The 20,330-nt window shown below is 44.3% G+C and carries 16 protein-coding genes; 6 read left to right on the top strand and 10 right to left on the bottom strand.

From position 1 onward, the window contains the following. The first annotated feature begins 60 nt into the window (after positions 1–60). Positions 61–1,554, top strand: coding sequence for an amidase (locus JMX63_RS08765; RefSeq protein ID WP_102094294.1), 1,494 nt, complete (start codon positions 61–63; stop codon positions 1,552–1,554). Between the two features lie 31 nt (positions 1,555–1,585). On the opposite strand, the gene JMX63_RS08760 is transcribed toward JMX63_RS08765, so the two are convergent. From JMX63_RS08760 to dapC, 8 genes are all read right to left on the bottom strand, one after another. After that, on the bottom strand, positions 1,586–2,476 hold the full coding sequence (locus JMX63_RS08760) for a DODA-type extradiol aromatic ring-opening family dioxygenase (protein WP_102094293.1): 891 nt from the start codon (positions 2,474–2,476) through the stop codon (positions 1,586–1,588). An 83-nt stretch (positions 2,477–2,559) separates the two neighbouring features. Then, a complete protein-coding gene (rlmH, locus tag JMX63_RS08755; protein ID WP_101204969.1) occupies positions 2,560–3,048 on the bottom strand; it encodes a 23S rRNA (pseudouridine(1915)-N(3))-methyltransferase RlmH in 489 nt (162 codons plus the stop codon). Positions 3,049–3,133: 85 nt separating this feature from the next. Further along, positions 3,134–3,670, bottom strand: a complete 537-nt coding sequence (locus JMX63_RS08750) for a DUF421 domain-containing protein (protein WP_201572068.1) — start codon at positions 3,668–3,670, stop codon at positions 3,134–3,136. Positions 3,671–3,855: 185 nt separating this feature from the next. After that, positions 3,856–4,341 (bottom strand): ABZJ_00895 family protein, encoded by a 486-nt coding sequence (locus tag JMX63_RS08745; protein ID WP_201572067.1) that lies wholly within the window; start codon positions 4,339–4,341, stop codon positions 3,856–3,858. Between the two features lie 63 nt (positions 4,342–4,404). Next, a complete protein-coding gene (locus JMX63_RS08740; protein WP_201572066.1) occupies positions 4,405–6,447 on the bottom strand; it encodes a D-alanyl-D-alanine carboxypeptidase/D-alanyl-D-alanine-endopeptidase in 2,043 nt (680 codons plus the stop codon). Positions 6,448–6,770: 323 nt separating this feature from the next. Further along, the gene (locus JMX63_RS08735; protein ID WP_134292738.1) at positions 6,771–7,376 is read right to left on the bottom strand and encodes a 3'-5' exonuclease; all 606 of its coding nucleotides are present in this window, start codon (positions 7,374–7,376) and stop codon (positions 6,771–6,773) included. A gap of 82 nt (positions 7,377–7,458) precedes the next feature. Further along, positions 7,459–9,426 carry a DUF294 nucleotidyltransferase-like domain-containing protein gene (locus tag JMX63_RS08730; protein ID WP_201572065.1) on the bottom strand — a complete coding sequence of 656 codons (1,968 nt, stop codon included), beginning with the start codon at positions 9,424–9,426 and terminating at the stop codon, positions 7,459–7,461. A 153-nt stretch (positions 9,427–9,579) separates the two neighbouring features. After that, on the bottom strand, positions 9,580–10,809 hold the full coding sequence (gene dapC / locus JMX63_RS08725; RefSeq protein WP_201572064.1) for a succinyldiaminopimelate transaminase: 1,230 nt from the start codon (positions 10,807–10,809) through the stop codon (positions 9,580–9,582). Between the two features lie 261 nt (positions 10,810–11,070). Between dapC and JMX63_RS08720 the strand changes: the two genes are divergently transcribed. Then, the gene (locus tag JMX63_RS08720) at positions 11,071–11,742 is read left to right on the top strand and encodes a hypothetical protein (protein WP_201572063.1); all 672 of its coding nucleotides are present in this window, start codon (positions 11,071–11,073) and stop codon (positions 11,740–11,742) included. A gap of 81 nt (positions 11,743–11,823) precedes the next feature. Here the strand turns inward: JMX63_RS08720 and glnD are convergent, their stop codons facing one another. Then, positions 11,824–14,580 carry a [protein-PII] uridylyltransferase gene (gene glnD, locus JMX63_RS08715; RefSeq protein ID WP_201572062.1) on the bottom strand — a complete coding sequence of 919 codons (2,757 nt, stop codon included), beginning with the start codon at positions 14,578–14,580 and terminating at the stop codon, positions 11,824–11,826. A gap of 231 nt (positions 14,581–14,811) precedes the next feature. Further along, on the bottom strand, positions 14,812–15,603 hold the full coding sequence (gene map / locus JMX63_RS08710) for a type I methionyl aminopeptidase (protein ID WP_371548431.1): 792 nt from the start codon (positions 15,601–15,603) through the stop codon (positions 14,812–14,814). Positions 15,604–15,901: 298 nt separating this feature from the next. On the opposite strand from map, the gene JMX63_RS08705 reads away from it, so the two are divergent. The 4 genes from JMX63_RS08705 to JMX63_RS08690 all read left to right on the top strand — a co-directional run bounded on the left by JMX63_RS08705 (position 15,902) and on the right by JMX63_RS08690 (position 20,240). After that, positions 15,902–16,978, top strand: coding sequence for an esterase/lipase family protein (locus JMX63_RS08705; protein ID WP_057758519.1), 1,077 nt, complete (start codon positions 15,902–15,904; stop codon positions 16,976–16,978). Positions 16,979–17,024: 46 nt separating this feature from the next. Further along, positions 17,025–18,131 (top strand): lipase secretion chaperone, encoded by a 1,107-nt coding sequence (locus tag JMX63_RS08700; RefSeq protein WP_201572061.1) that lies wholly within the window; start codon positions 17,025–17,027, stop codon positions 18,129–18,131. A gap of 347 nt (positions 18,132–18,478) precedes the next feature. Next, complete coding sequence (locus tag JMX63_RS08695) at positions 18,479–18,964, top strand: META domain-containing protein (protein WP_201572060.1); 486 nt, start codon at positions 18,479–18,481, stop codon at positions 18,962–18,964. Between the two features lie 304 nt (positions 18,965–19,268). Beyond that, on the top strand, positions 19,269–20,240 hold the full coding sequence (locus tag JMX63_RS08690; protein WP_201572058.1) for a PD40 domain-containing protein: 972 nt from the start codon (positions 19,269–19,271) through the stop codon (positions 20,238–20,240). Positions 20,241–20,330: the final 90 nt, after the last annotated feature.

The following is a 20,330-nucleotide window of genomic DNA, read 5'->3' as shown; positions in this document are numbered from 1 at the left end:
TTTTAGAAAGTATGCGTGCTACATAGTCTTAATAAAATTACTCTCCAAGGAAGGTTAGTTATGTTTAAAGAATATACTCAGTATGATGGGCTCGCCTTAGCAGCCTTGGTCAATTCAGGTGAGGTTAGCGCAAAGGAATTGCTAGACGCTGCTGTCCATCAAGCCAATCAAATCAACCCTAAGCTAAATGCTATCGTGCATCGTTTTGATGAGCGTGCTTACAATGCTGCGCAGGCAGGTTTACCTTCAGGTGTATTTACTGGCGTGCCGTATTTACTAAAAGATTTATCATTTAGCTTCGCCGACGAGCCAATTACGATGGGTAGCCGCAGCGTCAATATCATTTCAGAGAAAGACAGTGAAATCGTCAAACGGATGAAAGCGACAGGCGTTAATACTTTTGGCAAGACTAATACTCCTGAGTTTGGTTTGATTATCACCACTGAGCCAAAAGCGCATGGTGCTACTCATAATCCTTTTAAAAAAGGCTACAGCTCTGGCGGCTCGTCAGGAGGTAGTGCAGCAGCAGTTGCGAGCGGTATTGTCCCGATGGCAGGCGGCGGTGATGGTGGCGGCTCCATACGTTTCCCATCTGCTTGGTGCGGTACGTTTGGGTTAAAGCCAAGCCGTGGACGTAATCCAATGGGCCCTAATCTTGGTGAAGGCTGGGAGGGGGCCGTGGCTGACCATGTGATTACGCGCTCAGTGCGCGATAGTGCAGCGATGCTAGATGCAACTAGTGGAGCAGAGATTGGTGCCCCTTACATTATAGCTCCGCCAAACGGCACCTTTCTGCAAGCGGCAATGCGTGCACCGCGAAAGCTAAAAATCGCTTTGCATCAGCAGCCTTTGATAGCCAATACGACAGTGGACAAAGAGGTGCTGGCGGTACTTGATCAAACGGCTAAGCAATTAGAGTCTATGGGTCATGAAGTAGTACCAGCCGAGCCAAACATCAATATCGAGCAGTTTTGGCATGACTTTATCGTTGTGGTCTGCGCGCATACGGCTTTTACGATTGATAATATCGAGCGTGAGTTTGGTACTGACCACATCAAAAACCTAGAGCCACAAACTTATAATATGGCACTGCTTGGGCGTTCGCTATCAGCGGTTGATTTGGCACATGCCAAACATGGCTGGCATTATAGCCAGTATCAGACGGGGCTATTACTAGAAGACTACGATATGATTTTGTGCCCGACTGTGCCCACGCCTGCGGTAAAGCATGGTGTACTACCGCCTAGCCGTATGGATGAGATGATGATGCGTAGCGCCGAGGTGCTTAACAAGGGCTTTAATATGGGTAGATATGCCTTTAGCTCAGGCATGATTGAAAAGCTCAGTGCACCTGTATTAGGTAAGATGGGCTTTACGTTATTGGGTAATGTTACAGGATTACCCGCGATGTCAGTACCCCTTGGTATGAGTAAAGAAGGCTTACCGATTGGTATGCAATTAATCGGGCGCATGAATGATGAAGCGACATTATTCAGCGTGGCGGGCGAGATGGAGCGTGCAGGTTTATTTACCAAACACGCTTTTGAGAAGTAGGATTGAGATCTATGGTTTGGATTGATAGCACTCAATCAAAGCGGTAAATATCCATACCCAAACTATGATGAGCCATACTTTGATGAACGACAGAGACACGCTGACCAGTACCTAGTGCAAAAAACAGTGGTAGCAAGTGCTCATCACTTGGATGAATGTCCTTGTAGTCTGGGTACTGCTGCCAATCGAGCGCCGTGGGAATGTCTATTTTGAGCTGCTGCAACAACCATTGCTTAAACGTTTTGGCTGCTTGATCGATGCTGTCGGCTTCCCAACGCAATGCTTGTAAATTGTGCGTAATGTTACCTGAGCCAATGACGAGGATTTGCTCATCACGCAGATGTGCCAACTGCGCGCCTAACTGATAGCAGGCGATACTGTCATAATGCTGCGGCAGTGATATCTGTACGATAGGCACATCGGCTTCTGGGTACAGATGTCTGAGCGGCGCCCACACACCATGGTCACAGGCACGTACTGGATTGACACTACAAGTAATGCCACGTGCGGTCAGCTGCTGTGTAAGTGTCTCAGCCAGTGCTGGCTGACCTATAGCAGGATACTGAATGTCGTAAAGTTCAGGCGAAAATCCTGAAAAATCATGCCACGTCTTTGGCTGTGGATTACTACTAATCTCTAGCTTTGCTGACTGCCAATGCGCTGACATAATGACGATGGCACGTGGCTTAGGTAAGTTTTGACCGATACGTGCCAGTGCACTGGTCGTCGCAGACTGCTCAATTGCAAGCGTAGGCGCGCCATGCGAGATAAAGAGCGCTGGTAGCTTAGATGTATTCGTCGCTACATCAGACGTATTTTCCCATGCGGCAGCCGCTGTGATAGGCGTCTGCACACTATGATGGTCATCACGTTGATGAGAGGGCTTAGAGGCGTTGGGTGTCGCACATTTTGGATATTTCATGTTGCATTTATTAGGGCGTGCGCCAGTATTTCAATCTATTTTAGGGTTGATGTTTTGAATCAAAAAATAGATTAGTATTTTATTTAATTACCACGGTGATAAGGGTGGTTATTGTTGATACTCATCGCGCGATACAATTGTTCCATAAGTACGACGCGTACTAGCGGATGTGGCAATGTCAGTGCTGATAGTGATAACTTTGCATCAGCCTTTGCCAATACTTCTGGCGAGACACCATCTGCACCGCCGATGACCAAGGCAATATCATCGCCTTGCAGCATGCCATCAGAGAGCTTATCAGCCAGTCCTTCTGTCGAAATCATCTTGCCTTTGACATCTAATACCCACAATTGCTCTCGGCTTGATGCATTATGAGCGGCTAATATAGCCTGACCTTCCTGCTCACGGTACTGTGCCAAATTAGCATCTGAAGGGTTTTTTGCCCGCTTGGCTGCCGCAATTTCGACAATTTCTGTGCTTAGCATCGGTTGAATGCGTTTGTAATACTCGTCAAAACCCGTCTGTACCCAGCTAGGCATTTTATTGCCAACGGTCAAAATCCTTACTTTCATAATGCTTACCATCTCGATAATTGAATTCACGCTTACTAGGGCGTGCTCTTAATAGTTGTATCGCTCGTTCTTCATTGTCTGCAATTTACATCAGAGGGTTAATCGTCTCTGATACGTTGCTACTTGCGCTTTGATCGTCCGCTTGGCTTGGCTTTGGAATGACAGTCAATTTTGCATCAGACTCAAAAACAATAGCTTCGACATCATCAAAGCTATTAATCCCTTCAGAGCGCATGGCACATTCGATTTCCTGACGCGTCAAGCGCTCATCACGCATGGCATCTGGCAAAAACTGCCCTTGATAAAAAACGATACGCGGCTCTGACAAAATAAAGTCACTAAATTGCGGTGAAACAGATGCATATTTGGTCACCACAAATTGCAATAGGTACAATACTAAAATAGACGACACCCCTTCAACAAAGGGAATGTCTTTGAGCAAAATTGTACTGGCACCCAACGAGCCGATCATGACCGTCACGATCCAATCGAAGTTGTTAAGCTGCGATGTTGAGCGTTTGCCAGAGACTTTGGTAACTGTCACGATTAACACGTAAACCATAACAGTCGTCAAAACAATACGACCAAGCTTGTCTATGTTGTCAAAAAAGATCATGTCCATAATGTCCGCTCCTATTATAAAGGTAAAACAAGTCATCGCTAAAATACTACTTACTAGGGCGCGCCTTACTTTGTCTCATTTTTAGTACTATTCTTAAAATAATGATACGCCTTAAACTTAGCCTAACGGATTTTACGCATTAGCAGGGGAAAACTTTGTAGCACCTTGTAGATGATGGTTTGTACTTACGTTGATTTGCGTATAGGGTCTAATAATCGATTGATAGACCATAGACTGATTCGCGCACTGACTAGAGTGAGGACTAGCATTAGCATTAACGATGAAAGCAGGGGCAGTGGACGCTGCATCGCCATCTCAAACAATACCTCACGGCTTATCGTATCAAACAGCCAAAACCAGATGGCTGAAAAATAAATGACCGTCAGTATCCAGACAATCACAACCCCACCAAACATCAACTTATTAATCTCATCTCGCGCTAATGCTCGTTTCTGATGTTTGATAAATTTACTAACAGCGATATAGGCACCTACGATAATAGAAACCACCATGACCAATTGCGGATTGAGCGCAAGTTTGGTCTGTATCATCATAAATATGGTACTGGCGAGCGTGTATCCAATCGCAAAAAAACCGACATATCGAGCCAGTTTAGGCTGCACTTGTATAAGCGTCTGAGCTTTGTTGAGACTGGTTGTCTGGCGTGACATAAGCTAACCTTTATAAAGGTAAAAAATAGAGTATTGATAATACAACGTCTTAAAGCGTTAAAATTAGCGCTGTGCCGTCCAGTCGAGCATGGCATCTAATACAGGTCGCGCTGCATAAGGATTTAGCGCCTGCTCGGTATTGATTATGCCGACGACGACGTAATCTTGTCCTGAAATCCCTTTAACATAACCTGCCATTGAGGTGACGTTGTTTAGAGTGCCCGTTTTTATCCATGCGCGTCCAGTGGCTGTCGATTCAGGCAAGCGTTCGCTATGGGCGGCAATAGTGCCACTGACCCCAGCGACCCCTAACGAGTCGACATAGGCTTCAAAATTTGGTCGACCATAAGCATAAGTCAGTAGCTCGCTTAGGTTGGCGGCGGTGATAGTACACTCACGGCAAAGTCCTGAGCCATTGGTCAAATGAGGCGGCGGCGTACTGAGATTGGTTTGCCACCATTGATTGATGGTTCGTAAGGCTGCAGGATAGTCTGTCGTAGCAGGTTTGCCAAACTGATATAAGCTATCAGCCTTTTTGCCACTAGATTTAACAGCCGCTACTTTATTATCCATCTCATTACTAGCGCTGGCTTTATGACTACTTGGACTAGTCGCAGTTATGCTAGCAGGTATTGATTGAGTCAGCCTTTCTTTATCATAAGCGCCTATAGATAGCGCCACTTGCTCAGCCATGACATTGTTTGAGAAGTGATTAATGTCATGGATCTGCTCCGTTAAATTCAATGACGGATAGCTGACCATAGGTAGAGGAGACATCGTGATAGCTGTAAGTCCGTGCGCTCGTTTCGTCGCCTTGGTCATATCGTAAGGGGTTTCTTGTGAGATTACCTGCCCACTCAAAGTATTCCCCAACGCTTGCCATTTGGCAGCGATGACGTGTGCCGCAAACTCTTTGGCATTAGGATATGCCACGTAAAAGACATGCTCACCGCAGCTCTCTGGCAGACTGGTATTTAAAACAAGCTGCGTGTTTTGCCACTGCGGCGCTAGGCTATAGCTTGCTTGCCCACAACTGGCTGCACGGGTATTGATTGTAGCAGGCAGCTGATAGTTGGCTAACCGCGGCTTATAGGTCACACTTGCTTGGCCATTATCTTGAGGGTAAGTTTTGATACCAATGGTGCTAAAGTTAACCAAAAACCCATCAGGGCTGGCGTTATAAGGGCGTAGAGGTGAGTTGTCAAAGGCGGCAGGATCTTTACTAACATTGTTAAAAACAGCGCTGTCGATGATGATGTCACCATCGATATGACGAATACCGGATGCTTGCACTTTATACAGTAACTGCTTTAAACGCTCGTGGGTCATTTTTGGGTCGCCACTACCTTGAATAATCAAGTCACCATGTAGACGGTTGCCGATGACAATACCTGTGTGATAAACCCGTGTATGCCACACAAAATCGGCCCCTAAAGTGTCCAAAGCGATAAAGCTAGGCACAAGTTTCATGGTGCTGGCAGGCGTACGAGGGATGTCAGACTGGTGATCCAGCAAAGGCGAAAATGAAATCTTTATAGAGGTTTTATTATTGCTCGCAGTATCTTGTTCTTTGGTGTTCTGAGTAAGCGTATGCTGAGATTCATCAGGGATGACTGTTGGAATGCTCTCTACGCTCTGATAAGTATAAGGGTCATCGGTATAAGCATGTATTTTTTGCTCGTGCTTTTCAATGGTGCGCTGCTCTATGGTAACTAAGGCGCTCTGGTGGCTCGGGTCGCTGCTACTTGTATCCGTAGAGGTGTCTGTAGTTGGGTGCTCAGATACTATAGTAGATGCAGATTGGCTGTCAGGTTCATCACTATCAATGACTTGAATAGGAGCAGGCAGACGGCTAGCAGCCTTGTCACCCACAGGTGTAATAACGATACTGATATCCGCTTCTGTCAAATCGGCACGTGCCAAGGCTTTTTGAATGGCTGCTGGTAAAACGGCTTGAGCATGTATCGGTGCGACCACAACCGCTGCCAATAACGCTAACCTAGATAGACGTTTATTAGGTTGGTTTAGCAGTCGCAAATGACGACAAAGCGTGGTGATTTTGGTTGCAGCAGTAGAGTAATGGCGGCGTTTAGAAGGGTATCGCATGAGCATCTTTCATCAGGTGGCAAAAACAGCCTATGGTAACATGAGTTGCTGTTTTCGCACACGATGTCAGCAGTACAATTTTAGGGCGTGTCATCAATCTGAACAATAAAATTTAAATGGGCTAAAAATGGCTAAATCTTTGCCAAACTGCGTCAAGTAGCTGGCTAATATCTTGATATTATTTGTACTCCTTTCTTTGTTTGGCTGCCATTTATCTCATCTTTACTACCATTTTCAAAATGAGGACACGCCCTAGCGATAATGACGCTCTTATTTAGATAACTAACTCTAACTATCGATTGAACTGCGAGCATGCTTTACTGCTAACGCACATGCAAAAAAGCCATCGCCGTCATAACAGCATCGTTATAAGCATCATGCGCGCCCAGTTCAGGAATGTTGTAATGGGCTAATATCCGATTCAGATGTTGGGCTTGGTTAGAGAGCCCTTGTGTGTGACCACTGATACGCCGACTGTAAAGGTGACGCAAATCTATGACTTCGTTTGGTAGAGACGTTCCCATGTAGCGTTTGACCAAAGGATTCAAAAAAGCTATGTCTAGCTGTGTGCAGAATCCAACGATTGGTCGATTACCTATGAATGGTAGCAGCAGTGCCAACATGTCATCGTAACTCATGCCATGTTCAACATCGGCGGTACGTAGGCCATGGATTACAATGGTGTCGCGGTCTGGCATTACAGGAGGTCTGCAAACCAAATGCATGCCATTACCCGTGTCGATGATACTGCCATTAATATGTATCGCTGCTACAGACAGCAGGTGATGCTTTTTGGGGTTCAGTCCTGTCATCTCGCAGTCAATCGCCACCCATTGCTCAGCCGAAGATGTCGTAAACATTAAGGCAAGCTCTGGACGCTGTAATTGCGTCTTTTGCCAAGCGCAAGATAACTGCTGTAACCAGTTCATATTGGTTGCTCATCCATCTATGTTATTTTTGTATTTATAAAATTTCTCTATTTATGAAGCCTCTGTACTAAGACTGCCACATTTATGCGATTTCTAGCTGATAGTGTTGACGCAATTGATTCTTAAAGCTTTTGACCACGGCCAGACACTCTTTGAGTAGGTCACGTTCAAGCGCAGTCAAAGTCGTAGGGTCTACTTGCCGTGCATGCTTATCGTCGGTCGAGAGCGCCACAGATAAGCGCTGCGCCATAAAAAATTCTAGTGCTTCTAGCAAAGTATCGGCGCGCTCTTGGGTCATAGCATCAACCTGTACTAGAGCCTTTAAACGCGCCTTGGTACTAGGCACATCGAGCACATTGTTTTCTAATGCTAAAGTGCGGATACCATGCACCAAAGGAAAAATACCGGCTTTTTTTAGATCAATGTCGGATGATGCTGATTTACCGCCTAGTAAAGGTACAAACTTCTGCCACCATTGATTAACATCGCCAAACTGTAGCGCTGCCCGTGCAAACTGCCTGACAAACATAGGGTCTGCTTTTTGATGAGCAAGCTTTAAATGCTGACGTACTTGAGTAAGCAGTGACTCATCGCCGCAGACGTATTCAGCATCTAGTATTGCAGACAAGTAAATACCATGCATCGGGTCGGAATTCCTAAACCATAGGCCAATTTGCGCAGTGAATTGCTTGAGCGGTTGTCGCCACATAGGATTGGTCATCATGATATTGCCATCACACAGTGGGTAGCCAAGCGTTGCTAAATGGCTATTAAAAGTATCAGCAAACTGTGCTAAATCGAGGTGTGTATAGCCATCACGAATGATGAGCGCGTTGTCTTGATCGGTACGCATGATTTGCTCACCGCGCCCTTCTGAACCCATAACGATAAGGCAGGTATTGGCCATCACTTCATCAGGTACGATTAGCTGCCATAGTTTGGTAAACACCTGCGCATTTAGCGTCTGTACCATACGACTGATATTGCCAATTTTGACACCATTGTGATGCTGTGATCGAATATAGCGACCGATCAGCTCAACAGCGGTATCTAGGCTCGATAAGTCCTGTGCCTGTTCGATTTGAATACTAATCAGCTGCGAATGATGGCCAATATGAGCGAGCATATCACTTTGCCCAAGCACACCGACGACATCACCACTCTGATCAACGACTGGCAGTCTATGAATACGATAGCGAGTCATGGTCAGCAGCGCATCGCCAATCTCATCACTGGCTTTGATCGTACGTAGATTGAAATTGGCATAGCGTTGACAAGGTGTGGTGGCAGGATTTTGTCTGTCGCTTACGGCGCGGCAGATATCAGTATCTGTCAAAATCCCTAAGAGTAATCTTGTCTCAAGTTGCGCTATTTGTGAGCCATCTAAGTCATTCAAATCATATAAGCTATGTAGCGGTCGGACCAGTACATGTTTTAATCCAGCTTTGGTCATGATGCGGGCCGCTTCGTACAAGCTATCATTGGCATCGACGATATGGACTGGTAATAGATGAACATCTATCACTGGCTGCAGCATAATTTGCTGTACTTCTTGTTGGTTAGTATAGCTGGCAGGATCTAGCGTTTTATTATGACGTCGTTGGCGCAATGCTTTTAATCGTTCAGGCAGTTTGTCTGATAGCATTTGGCGTACCAGATGATTTTGTGCACTGATTTTATCGATAGCATCACCAGCGACTTGGAGCAGTAACGTCTCTTCATTAGCTCGGAATTGATAGGGCTGTATGGACGTACTTTCAGGCTCTAGCTGATTATCCTTGGCAAGTGATTCAGGTAGGCGGCGGCTATCAAACCAATCATTATTATTCAGACCGTCAGCGTGATTGCTACCTACATAGGACGCGACAAACTCACCATCTAGTGATTGCTCGATTTGCCCTTTGATGACCACATACAGACATTGCAATTCTTCTGCAGGCAAGCTTTCGTTTTTGGCAAGGTAGCGTATCTGGGTGTTTTTTCTAATGCTTTGACGCTCGGCTAAGCTCAATACATCAAAGGGCGGTTGGCTAAAATCAAGATGGGGCATGGCATCATCCTTGATGGCATATTTTCGGTAGAGACTTTACTATAGCATTAATAAAACAAAAAGCCTCCAATAACCACAATATAAATAGGGTTATTGAAGGCTTTTTGCTACTGCGTCATTTATCCCAGCTACATTAGATTTTTCTAATTAGCTCTAAGCGTTTAGTAGGCTGCGGATACGACTGATTGCTTCTCGGCTCTCATCGACACTCGCGACCAGAGCGATACGCACATAACCTTGTCCAGGATTATGACCATCAACTTCACGTGACAAATAACGTCCTGCCAATGCATGAATATTGGCTTGCTCATACAGCGCTTTGACAAAGATTTCATCATCACCGCCGAACTGCTCAGGCACTTTGACCCAAAAGTAAAACCCAGCATCAGGCATACGTAACTCTAGCAATTCCCCAAGCTCAGACATCCATAGGGCAAACTTCTCTTGATATAGCGCTCGATTATGAGCGACGTGTTTTTCGTCTTGCCACGCAGCGATAGAGGCGAGCTGATGAGGTATCGGCATCGCACAACCTTGGTAAGTACGATATTGCAAATAAGCCTGCAAAATTTTGGCATCACCGGCCACAAATCCAGAGCGCAAACCCGGTAAGTTTGAACGTTTGGATAGAGAGTGGAACACGATACAGTTTTTGAAATCGCGGCGACCAAGGGCCGCACAAGCTTGGAGCAGTCCAATCGGTGCTGTATCAAAATACAGCTCGCTATAGCACTCGTCACTGGCAATAATAAAACCGTACTGATCTGACAGGCGAATGAGGTATTCCCAATCATCCATTGTCATGACGGCGCCTGTTGGATTGTTTGGGCTACAGACAAACAATAGCTGTGTACGCGTCCAGACGTCTTTTGGTACCGCGCGATAGTCACCTTTGTAGTCGTTATCTGATGTACAAGGGACAAAGTAAGGCGTTGCTTGTGCCAGTATCGCCGCGCCTTCATATATCTGATAAAACGGGTTGGGCATGACAACCGTAGGCGATGTATTAGATGCTAAAGAATGGCTATCTTTGTCAGATACATCATGATCAACGACCGCTTGTACAAAGCTAAAAATCGCTTCACGCGTACCCATCACGGGTAATACTTGAGTATTGGCATCGACATGATTAAGAAAAAACCGCTTCTCTAACCAATGGGCAATGGTTTGGCGCAGCTCAAACATACCGTTTGTGGTCGGATAACGACTTATTTTGTCCAAGTTTTCGCGTAGGACGTCCAATACAAATGCAGGTGGCTCGTGTTTTGGCTCACCAATACCGAGCTTTATTTCACTGTAGCCATTGGCGGGCTTGCTTTCGGCAAGTAGTGTTGCCATCTTTGCGAAAGGATAAGGGTGCAAATACGTTAAGTTGTGATTCATAAGTGTGATAACTATAATAGACAATTAGTAATAAAGTTATAAAGAAAATTTACATTAGAGCAGTGTAGCACTTCTCTAATTTTTTGTCCTTTTCTTCTTATATCATGAATAGGTATTTACCAAGCGTAAGCTATTCATTGGGCGACATACTAAGTATGTAATCGTTAAAAAACCTTTTAAACATTTCATAATTTATAACCTATAACAATATAAAAAATGACTATTTACAAATGTGGTAGATCGTTTTAAGGATAGTTTGATATGTCTAGTGTGCTAAATAATGATGATCTCATCACTAAAGATATCAATAATAAAAATTTTGATGATAGTCCACAGCGCTCCAAATTATATAAACTCCTCAAAGAGCGTGAGCAGTGCTGGTGGCAAGCCCGTCAGCAAATGATCGAGCGTCAAGAAAAGAAAATATTTTGGTATGGTGAAAACAGCCTAATTATGTGGTTACTATGGCAGCTAGTCGGTTATGTGATAGTGGCGATGGCTTTGATGATGCTCAATAATGTCTTTAGTATCTCGTTACCACTATGGCAGTATATTTCTTTGTTTGTGATACAGACCCTACTTTTTGTCAGCGCGCTTGCTGCTAAAAGCCAGTTAGCAAACAAGCTGCAACGTAAAATAGATAATGATGAGCTGATGCACGAAGAGGCGCTCAACGAGATGATTATTTTGGCAGAAGATAGCCTGTATCCTGATGTACATGCCAAATCGCCTATTTCTTTAGAAGCCTTAGATGATTATCTAGATGGACAGTTTCACCTAGCAAGCTTGCAGTGTTTGCTACAAAAAGAAGTCGATGCTGGACGATTAATCATGGAGCAGCAGCCACCTGAAGTAGGTGTTTTGCCGCCAGAGCTTGCTGACGATGAATTGAACGAACATGCCAGCGAGATAACCTATAGAAGTACGTTATAAAACGTACTTCTATGATGACTATCAGACTACTTTTGCTAGTTAATATTCAAAATAATGGCTAACCAAAACTATCTAGCCGTATCAAAAATATATTACGCTATTATGCTCTTTCTGAACGGTAAGACTGGCTAATAGCGCTTCCTTTAATGCTTCCAGTCTATCAGGTGAGAGTGGCTTATCGTTTTGATCACTGATATAAAACATATCCTCAGCACGCTCACCTAGAGTAGTAATACGCGCAGCATGTACTTCGATTTGCTCTTGCAAGAAAACTTGCCCAACTCGCGCCAATAGCCCTGGCTGATCAAGCGTTTCTAAGCTCATGATGTGCTGGCCTGATGCTTCATTGAACTCAAAGTTAATCACCGTTTTCACTTCAAAGTGTCTTAATTGACGCGGCATACGCTTGTTCGTCAGTTTAAGTACAGTAGGGTCTTTGAACGAATCAATTAAGCGTTGTTTTAGCTCTTGTTGGCTCTCCTCATCGACCAGCAATGTGCCACTAGGATCTAGCAATACATAAGAATCCAAAGCAAAGTCACGGGTCGCTGTGATAATACGTGCATCTAAAACATCAAGATTCATCTGATCAAATACTGCCATAGTAACGGCAAATAGGTTCATTTGATCTTGGGTATAAACAAAGACCTGTACCGCATCAAGTGCCAATTCGCGATGTTCACGTAAAACGACCAACGGCGGACTGTCAGCATTAGAAGCCAATCCAATCGGTGGGTGATTCAAAATAGCTTCAGTATGCCATAAGATATCTTCTGCAATTTCTCGCAAGAAATACTCATCGCCCAAGTCATCCCATAGACGCAATACTTCATCGCGATTCATATGCTGGTTATTGACATTATCTAGCATCGTCAACGCTTGCTTGCGTGTGGCGCTAATCATATCTTGACGATTGGTAGGCGCATCGATATCAGCGCGCAAGATGCGCCGAGTTTGTGAGTACAGCTGTTTCATGAGGGTCGCCCGCCAGCTGTTCCATAGCTGTGGGTTGGTCGCATTCATATCAGCCACCGTCAGTACATACAGATGGTTTAGATGAGTCACATTACCGATGAGATCAGAGAAAATAGTCACCACTTCAGGGTCTGAGATATCTTTTTTCTGTGCAGTAATCGACATAAGAAGGTGATAGCGCGTGAGCCAGCCTACTAAGTTCGCATCTGCCAAGCTCATACCATGCGATAAACAAAACTCAATCGATTCAGTTTGACCAAGCTCACTATGGTCACCGCCACGGCCTTTAGCAATATCATGGAACATCGCTGCCAGTACCAAAATCTCTTTACGCTCGATACGCTGAAAGATAGAGCTGACTAGCGGAAAATCTTCTTGAAAGGTTGGATCTGTAAATCGATGCAAAATTCTAATCAAAAACAAGGTATGCGCGTCTACCGTATATCGATGGAACAAGTCATATTGCATAAGGCCAGTAACTTGCGCAAAAGCAGGAATGTAGTTACCTAATACTCCATAGCGATTCATGGTACGTAGACGATGGAACAGGTAATTCTGTTCTTTTAGATTCGATAAAAACAACGCTTTGTGAGTAGGGTTGTCTCTATATATCTGATCGATGCCGCGTGCGGCAATTTTGAGTGCGCGCAAAGTATGGGTGCGAACTTTATCGATGCCATGCTGACCCATCAATAAAAACATCTCTAAGATAGACTCTGGGTGCTGTGCAAAAACTCGATGATGCGCAATGGCAATCTGATTGCCAATACGGTTGAATCGCGCATTTATAGGCTGTTTTTTTGGACGTTCATCGTCAGGCAGCTGCGGCTCTATGATCGTTTCATAATAGTGATTGGTCAGCATCTCAGACAGTGTTGATATTTGCATCGCACAGCGATAGTAGTCGCGCATAAACCGTTCGACCGCAGCATTAGGTTGGTCATCGGGTTGGGTCTCGTAGCCCATTAGCTGAGCGATCTCACGCTGATAATCAAACAACAGCTTGTTTTCATTACGGCCAGTCAGTACATGTAAGTAATGACGAATTTGCCATAAATATCCTTCGGCAAAGCTCAACTCATCAAATTCTTTTTCGGTCAAAAAGTTCTGTTGCACTAAATCATATAGCTTACTCACGCGAAAATAACGCTTGGTGACCCAGCCGATGATATGGATATCACGTAGCCCGCCTGGTGCTGTTTTGATATTGGGCTCAAGGTTGTACTCGGTAGCATTATGCTGCAAATAACGCGCTTTGGATTCTTCCATTTTTACATCAAAAAAGGCGCGCGGAGACCACTGTTTGTTGACGATTTGAGCAGGCATGTCTTGCAATGTTTCGTTGCCGATTAGGAGTCGAGCCTCTAGCTGAGCACTGGCAATCGTATGATCAAGCGCAGCCTCTAGCGCATCATTGACACTACGTACGGAGAGCGCAGGCTCTAGTCCTATATCCCATAGTAGAGCGACCAGTTTGTCAATTTTACTACTAGCATCAGCACCTATTTCACCAGGAGACAGAAGCAAAATATCAATGTCTGAGTAGAGCGATAGCTCACCGCGCCCGTAGCCACCAGTCGCAAAAAACGCCAAATCAGTCTTATCTAACTCAAACCATTTAAACAATGCAATCAATAGGCTGTCGATAGCGCAAGCACGCGCTGCAACCAGCTGACGAATATTGGTGCCACGTTCTAGTGAGCGGCTGATATCGTCGTTGATCTGGGCCAACCATTCAGGAATGCCAAGTAGGTTCTTATCTGCCACATTCTTGGCTGACAGTGGGGATGAGTCTGTCGCCACCTCACTTGGTAGTATCGGTAAAGGCGTCAAATCAACAGAGGCGATATCACAATTAAACATGAGTGTTATCCAGTTAAGAGTTTAGAAATAGAACGTTTGAGCTGAGCGCTATTGAGCAACTAATGGCCAATAAAAGTCACGAATAGCAACTATCAATAAAGATGCTGACAAATATATCAATAGAAGTTATCAGGTCATCTGAGTATAAAGACAAAGCGCCTATAAGCACAATACTCAATATGCCCTAATTAAAGGCCAAAAAAAAGACCGCCTAAGCGATCTTTGATTGTACTACTGCGTCAAAAAACTTAAATCTTCTTCGGGGCGAGTAGTAAATACCTCACAGCCGTTGTCTGTTACGACCATGGTGTGCTCCCATTGAGCAGACAATTTACGGTCTTTAGTAATCGCCGTCCACTCATCAGGTAAAATCTTAGTCTGCCACGTGCCTTGGTTAATCATAGGCTCGATGGTAAACGTCATGCCTGTTTTTAGCTCAAAACCAGTGCCTTTTTTGCCATAGTGCATGACTTGTGGCTCGTGGTGGAATTCATCACTGATACCATGACCACAGAACTCGCGAACAATACTAAAACGCTCAGGCTCGACAACGGCCTGAATAGCAGCGCCAACATCACCTAGGCGTGCACCGTTCTTGACCACGCTCATACCTGCGTAAAGGGCATCTTGCGCCACTTTGCAAATACGCTGTGCCATGATAGAGCCGTTGCCGACGATCCACATTTTTGAGGTATCGCCATAGTAACCGTCTTTGATAACAGTCACATCGATGTTGATAATATCCCCATCTTTTAGCAGCTTGCTTTCAGTTGGAATACCGTGACAGACAACATGGTTGACTGAGGTACAGATAGATTTTGGAAAACCATTATAGTTAAGTGGGGCAGGGATAGCCTGCTGCACATTAACAATATAGTCATGGGCGATCTGATTGAGTGCTTCGGTACTGACGCCCACTTTGACATGCTCGTCGAGCATGACAAGGACATCACTAGCGAGTTTACCGGCCACACGCATTTTTTCTATGGCTTCTGGAGACTGGATAAGGGATTTTTTAGTCATCATCGTATATCTTATAATTATGGGTTCATTGTAGATAGATTATACCATAAACGTACTAGTGACACTTTTACGTTAAGTGATAGTGTACCTATCATTATCATTGAAAATAATTGCTTTACAGCTTGGTAAGGGCTTATATGACTCATTAGTCAGACTAATATATTCATATTTTGACAAATTAGTTGAATGTTGCAGGATATATAAGTAATGTAATTTTGCCTGCTAACGGAATTAGCAGCAATTTTTACTGTAGTTGTACAGTAAAAATAACCAAATCAATGATAACAAGGATGTTGTTATGACGCTTTCTTTGTACATTCGTGCAGCTCTCACACCAAAGACATTGTTACCAATACTGGGTTCAATCAGTGCTGGTGTGCTTCTAATGACCATGCAAACCACTTCTGCTCAAGCTGCAGGACAATACTATAATTGTGCCAATGCTAACGGTTGCAAGTTGGTGGACAGTAAATATTTCACTTCTAGTTACACTAAAACTCAATATCCGGTCGTCTTAGCACACGGGCTTGGCGGCTTCACAACGCTATTTGGAGTCATTGATTATTTCAACGGGATTCCAGAAGACTTGATGAAAGGTGGCTCAGAGGTATATACCACCAAAACGTCAGCGGTCAATAACAGCGAAGTTCGAGGTGAGCAACTGCTACAACAGGTCAAGACCATTGCCGCGATTTCAGGTGAATCTAAAGTCAATTTGTTTGGACACAGTCAGGGCGGTATAGATATCCGTTATGTCGCTGGCGTCGCGCCAAAGTACGTGGCTTCAGTAACCGCGGTATCAAGTCCAGAGCAAGGATCAAAAACCGCTGATTTTGTTAAAGATGTCCTTGAGCCAAATAATACTTCTGGACAGCCATCTAATGTCACCACCCAGCTAGTATCAGGCGTGTTCAATCTGATTGGTGGCTTCACAGATATTGGTTCTGGTATCAGTTTCAACCAAATTCAACAACAAGATGGCTGGCAAGCGCTCGTGGCTCTATCGACCGATGGTGCTGCTAAGTTCAATGCCAAATTTCCTGCAGCAATGCCAAAAAACTATTGTGGTCAACCGACTAGTACGGCGGTCAATGGCATCAAGTATTATTCATTTAGTGGCGTTGGGCAAATAACGAGCGCACTTGACCCTAGCGATTATCTATTAGCCGCAACGGGCGTACCATTCGCAGGGGAGTCTAATGATGGATTGGTATCTGCTTGCTCAAGTCGTCTTGGCTATGTGATTCGTGATAATTATAGAATGAACCATTTGGATTCCGCCGATCAAGTCTTGGGTCTGACGGCATGGGGAGAGTCTGAGCCAAAATCTATCTATCGTACTCAGGTAAACCGTCTGAAAAACGCCAACCTATAAGCTGAACTGTAAAATAATAATGCTCATTGATTGAGAAATATCGTTTATGTCAAATAACCGCCGTCCAACCTATGCAACAATTGCTATCATCGCCGTGGTTATCATTGCCACAGCGGCGGTTATTTTGTGGTTTAAGCCTAGTAATGATGTAAATTCAGCTTCAATCAAACCGTCCGTCTCTAATAATGAGAGTAGCGAGTCAGTGACAACTGAGCTGGCTGCGGGACAAGTTGTGAAATCGACAACGCCACCCAGCCAGTCTCAATTTGTTACAGGATTAGAAAATTTACCACGCTCATTAAAGGGTACTCAGATTGATGGTGAAATTATCATCGATGAAAATAAACAGTTGGTCGTCACTGAAGGTCTGCGGCGTTTGTTTGATTATTTTTTATCAGCCCTAGGTGAGGAGGAAGAAGCGACTATATTGGCCCGTGTGGAGAGTTATATTCGCCATCACACACCAGAGCCTGCCGCTAGCCAAGCGGTCACTATTTTTAATCAATATGTTGCTTACCTTAAAGCACTTCCTGAGATAGAAAAGCGCTACGGCAATCTGCAATTACAGGCGACCAAAAGTGGTGAGCTGGACTTGAACGCAGTTGCCCAGCAAAAACAAGATATCGCTAATCTACGTCAGCAGTACTTTGATAAGTCAACCATCACAGCATTTTTTGGCGCAGAGGATGACTACGATAACTATAGTATAGAGATGGTCAGAATTGACCAAAATAAGCAAATGTCTGACGTACAAAAACAAGCTGCCCGTCAGGACTATATTAGTCGATTGCCAGAGAATGCTACTAAAGCCAATATCATGCAACAAGCCAATATTAGCGAGTTGATGACTCGCACTGAACAGATGAAAGCTCGCGGTGCAACGCCCGAGGAGTTATATAATATGCGCCGAGAGCTAGTAGGCGCACCAGCAGCAGAAAGGCTGGCACAAGTAGATCAAGAAGACGCTAATTTTGACCAACGCTTCACCCAGTATGAAACTCAAAAAAATCTCCTATTAAGCCAAGGTGTCGATGTAGCCCAAGCGCAAATTCAGATAAATCAGCTTGAACAGCAGTTATTTGATGATACTGAGCGTAAGCGTCTGGATGGTTACGCGGCATTGCAACGACAGCAAGCTGTGAACAATCCATAATTGCCGTCAATAGTTATCGTTAATAACCATCGTTGATACGGATAGATAGAGTAAGCAAAATTATAGTTAGCAGGTCATCTTGGTACTGGCAAGAGCAAGTAGCTATATATTTGCAAAGTAGTACAAAATGCATTCCGAATAACTACCCAGTTTATGATGACACCTCCCTGTGAGTCATGCACAATATTGCCATTGTTTAGAGCATTAAATAAAACAATAAATGAATCATAATAAGTCTGAGCTTTTACTATGTTTATTAGCGCTTACCGCCTGTCTATTAGCGCTGATGGCTCAAGCAGATAGGATGTCTAGTAAAAGTATCGGATGCAATAAAGCGAGGAGTTGATATGAAGAATATGACTAAAGTAATGATGGCCGCGACATTGGCAGTTGGTACACTTGCTGCAGGTTGTCAGACGACGAACTTGCCTGCGCCAGTTGACCAACCAATCACTGCAGATGTCTTGCAAGCACACAACTGGCAGCTCGTTGATGCCAAACGCAGCAATGGCGATAAAGTGACTCAGCTATTTTTTGACCCAGCCAAGCCATTAACGTTGAATTTTATGAATGATAACGGTAGAGATTACGTGGCATTTATGAATACCTGTAATAACATGGGTGCTGGATATAGCGTTGCAAATGGTGAAGTCGAGATTAAAAACGGCATCAGTACTATGATGGCATGTCCTGAACCGCAAGCTAGCTTTGATACTGCTGCCTTAGCTACTGTAAAAGGTAAATATAGCCTTAGTAAGAATGCCAACAATGTGCCTATCTTGACCATTAAAAACGATGATCAAGTCGCTTATTTTAAAGCCGTTGCGAAGTAGCTTAATGATTGAGTAAACAGTTTGACTGGTTCGTGAACTTAAACAATTAAAATTATTTGTCTAAAACTACTCATTTAAAGTTGCTCATTTAAAGCTACTCTTCTTGAAACGCAAAATGCCTCGCTATCAAGTGGGGCATTTTTTTATCCAAAGTTTGACTCAGTTTAGGCTACACTAGAGCCATAACCCTATAATACCTTTGATATCGTAAGATACTAGCTATGGCGTTGAGTCTGCAACAGTGACGATAGTTTTTTAATTATTCACCATACTTTTATCATTAGGATCTATTGGATACCATTCTATGTTTGAAACCATAAAAGTCATTACTACTATAGCTATAGTTACCGTCCTCACTGGCTGTCAGACATTACCTAATACCTCAGTAAAAAAGCCAACCAGTACAGTCGAGACCAATCCGCTGACTGCACGTATGCCAGCGATTGATCGCCGAGGATATATTGCCTATGTAGAAGAGCAAGGCATAGGTACGGCAAAAGTATCGTCACTCTATAGTATCCGTCCTGACGGTAGCGATCGTCAGCTCATTGATCAGCTTAATGGCTATATCTATGCGCCAGCGTGGTCGGCAGACGGACAACTGCTTGCCTATAGCAAACAAGCCCCGCGTGAGCATCCCAAAATTTATATTTATGATCGGAGTAGCAATACGCGCAATTTAGTAGTAAATGCTGAAGGTAGCAATATGTCAGCGTCATTTTCACGCGATGGTCAAGATTTGCTTTATAGCTCTACTGTCGGTGGTAATGCTGATATCTATAAGATGCGTCTGAGTGATGGTCATACCCAGCAGTTAACGACTCTGCCGAGTACAGAGGTACAGCCTAGTTATGCTGCCGATGGCAAAAGCTTTGTCTATACCAGTGATAAAGTCCGTGCTGGACGACCGCGAATTTATCGTTATGACTTCGCTACGGGTAATGCGACACCTGTATCAACAAATGGGTATGTGGCCAGTCCTCAGCTTAGCTTAGATGGTCAGCGTATGGCCTACTTAAATGGTCGCAAGGCGGCTGTCATGACCTTGACGACGGGACAGGTGGTCAACCTGGCAGAAACAGGGCTTGATGAGCCTGCACGTCTATCTCCATCTGGCAATTATGCCGTCTATCCAACTCGCCGCTTGAGTGTGGGCGGGCAAGCAGCAGGCCAAAATGGTGGTAGTCTAGTTATCCATTCGCTGTCAGGTAATACCAGCTATGCCATCAGTGGCCAAGATGGCGGAGTCGTGCGGTCACCGATATGGGGTCGTTAGAGAGGTATATCTTAAGTCGTGACATTTATAAACTTATTTGTAAAACAACATAAGTTTATAAATATTAAGTGAAGAGCCTTAGCTTTTGTA

The organism is Psychrobacter nivimaris, from assembly GCF_904846365.1.
Classification (GTDB): Bacteria; Pseudomonadota; Gammaproteobacteria; order Pseudomonadales; family Moraxellaceae; genus Psychrobacter; species Psychrobacter nivimaris_B.
The sequence above is the reverse complement of the archived record's forward strand: the minus strand, read 5'-3'. Positions and strand labels throughout refer to the sequence as shown.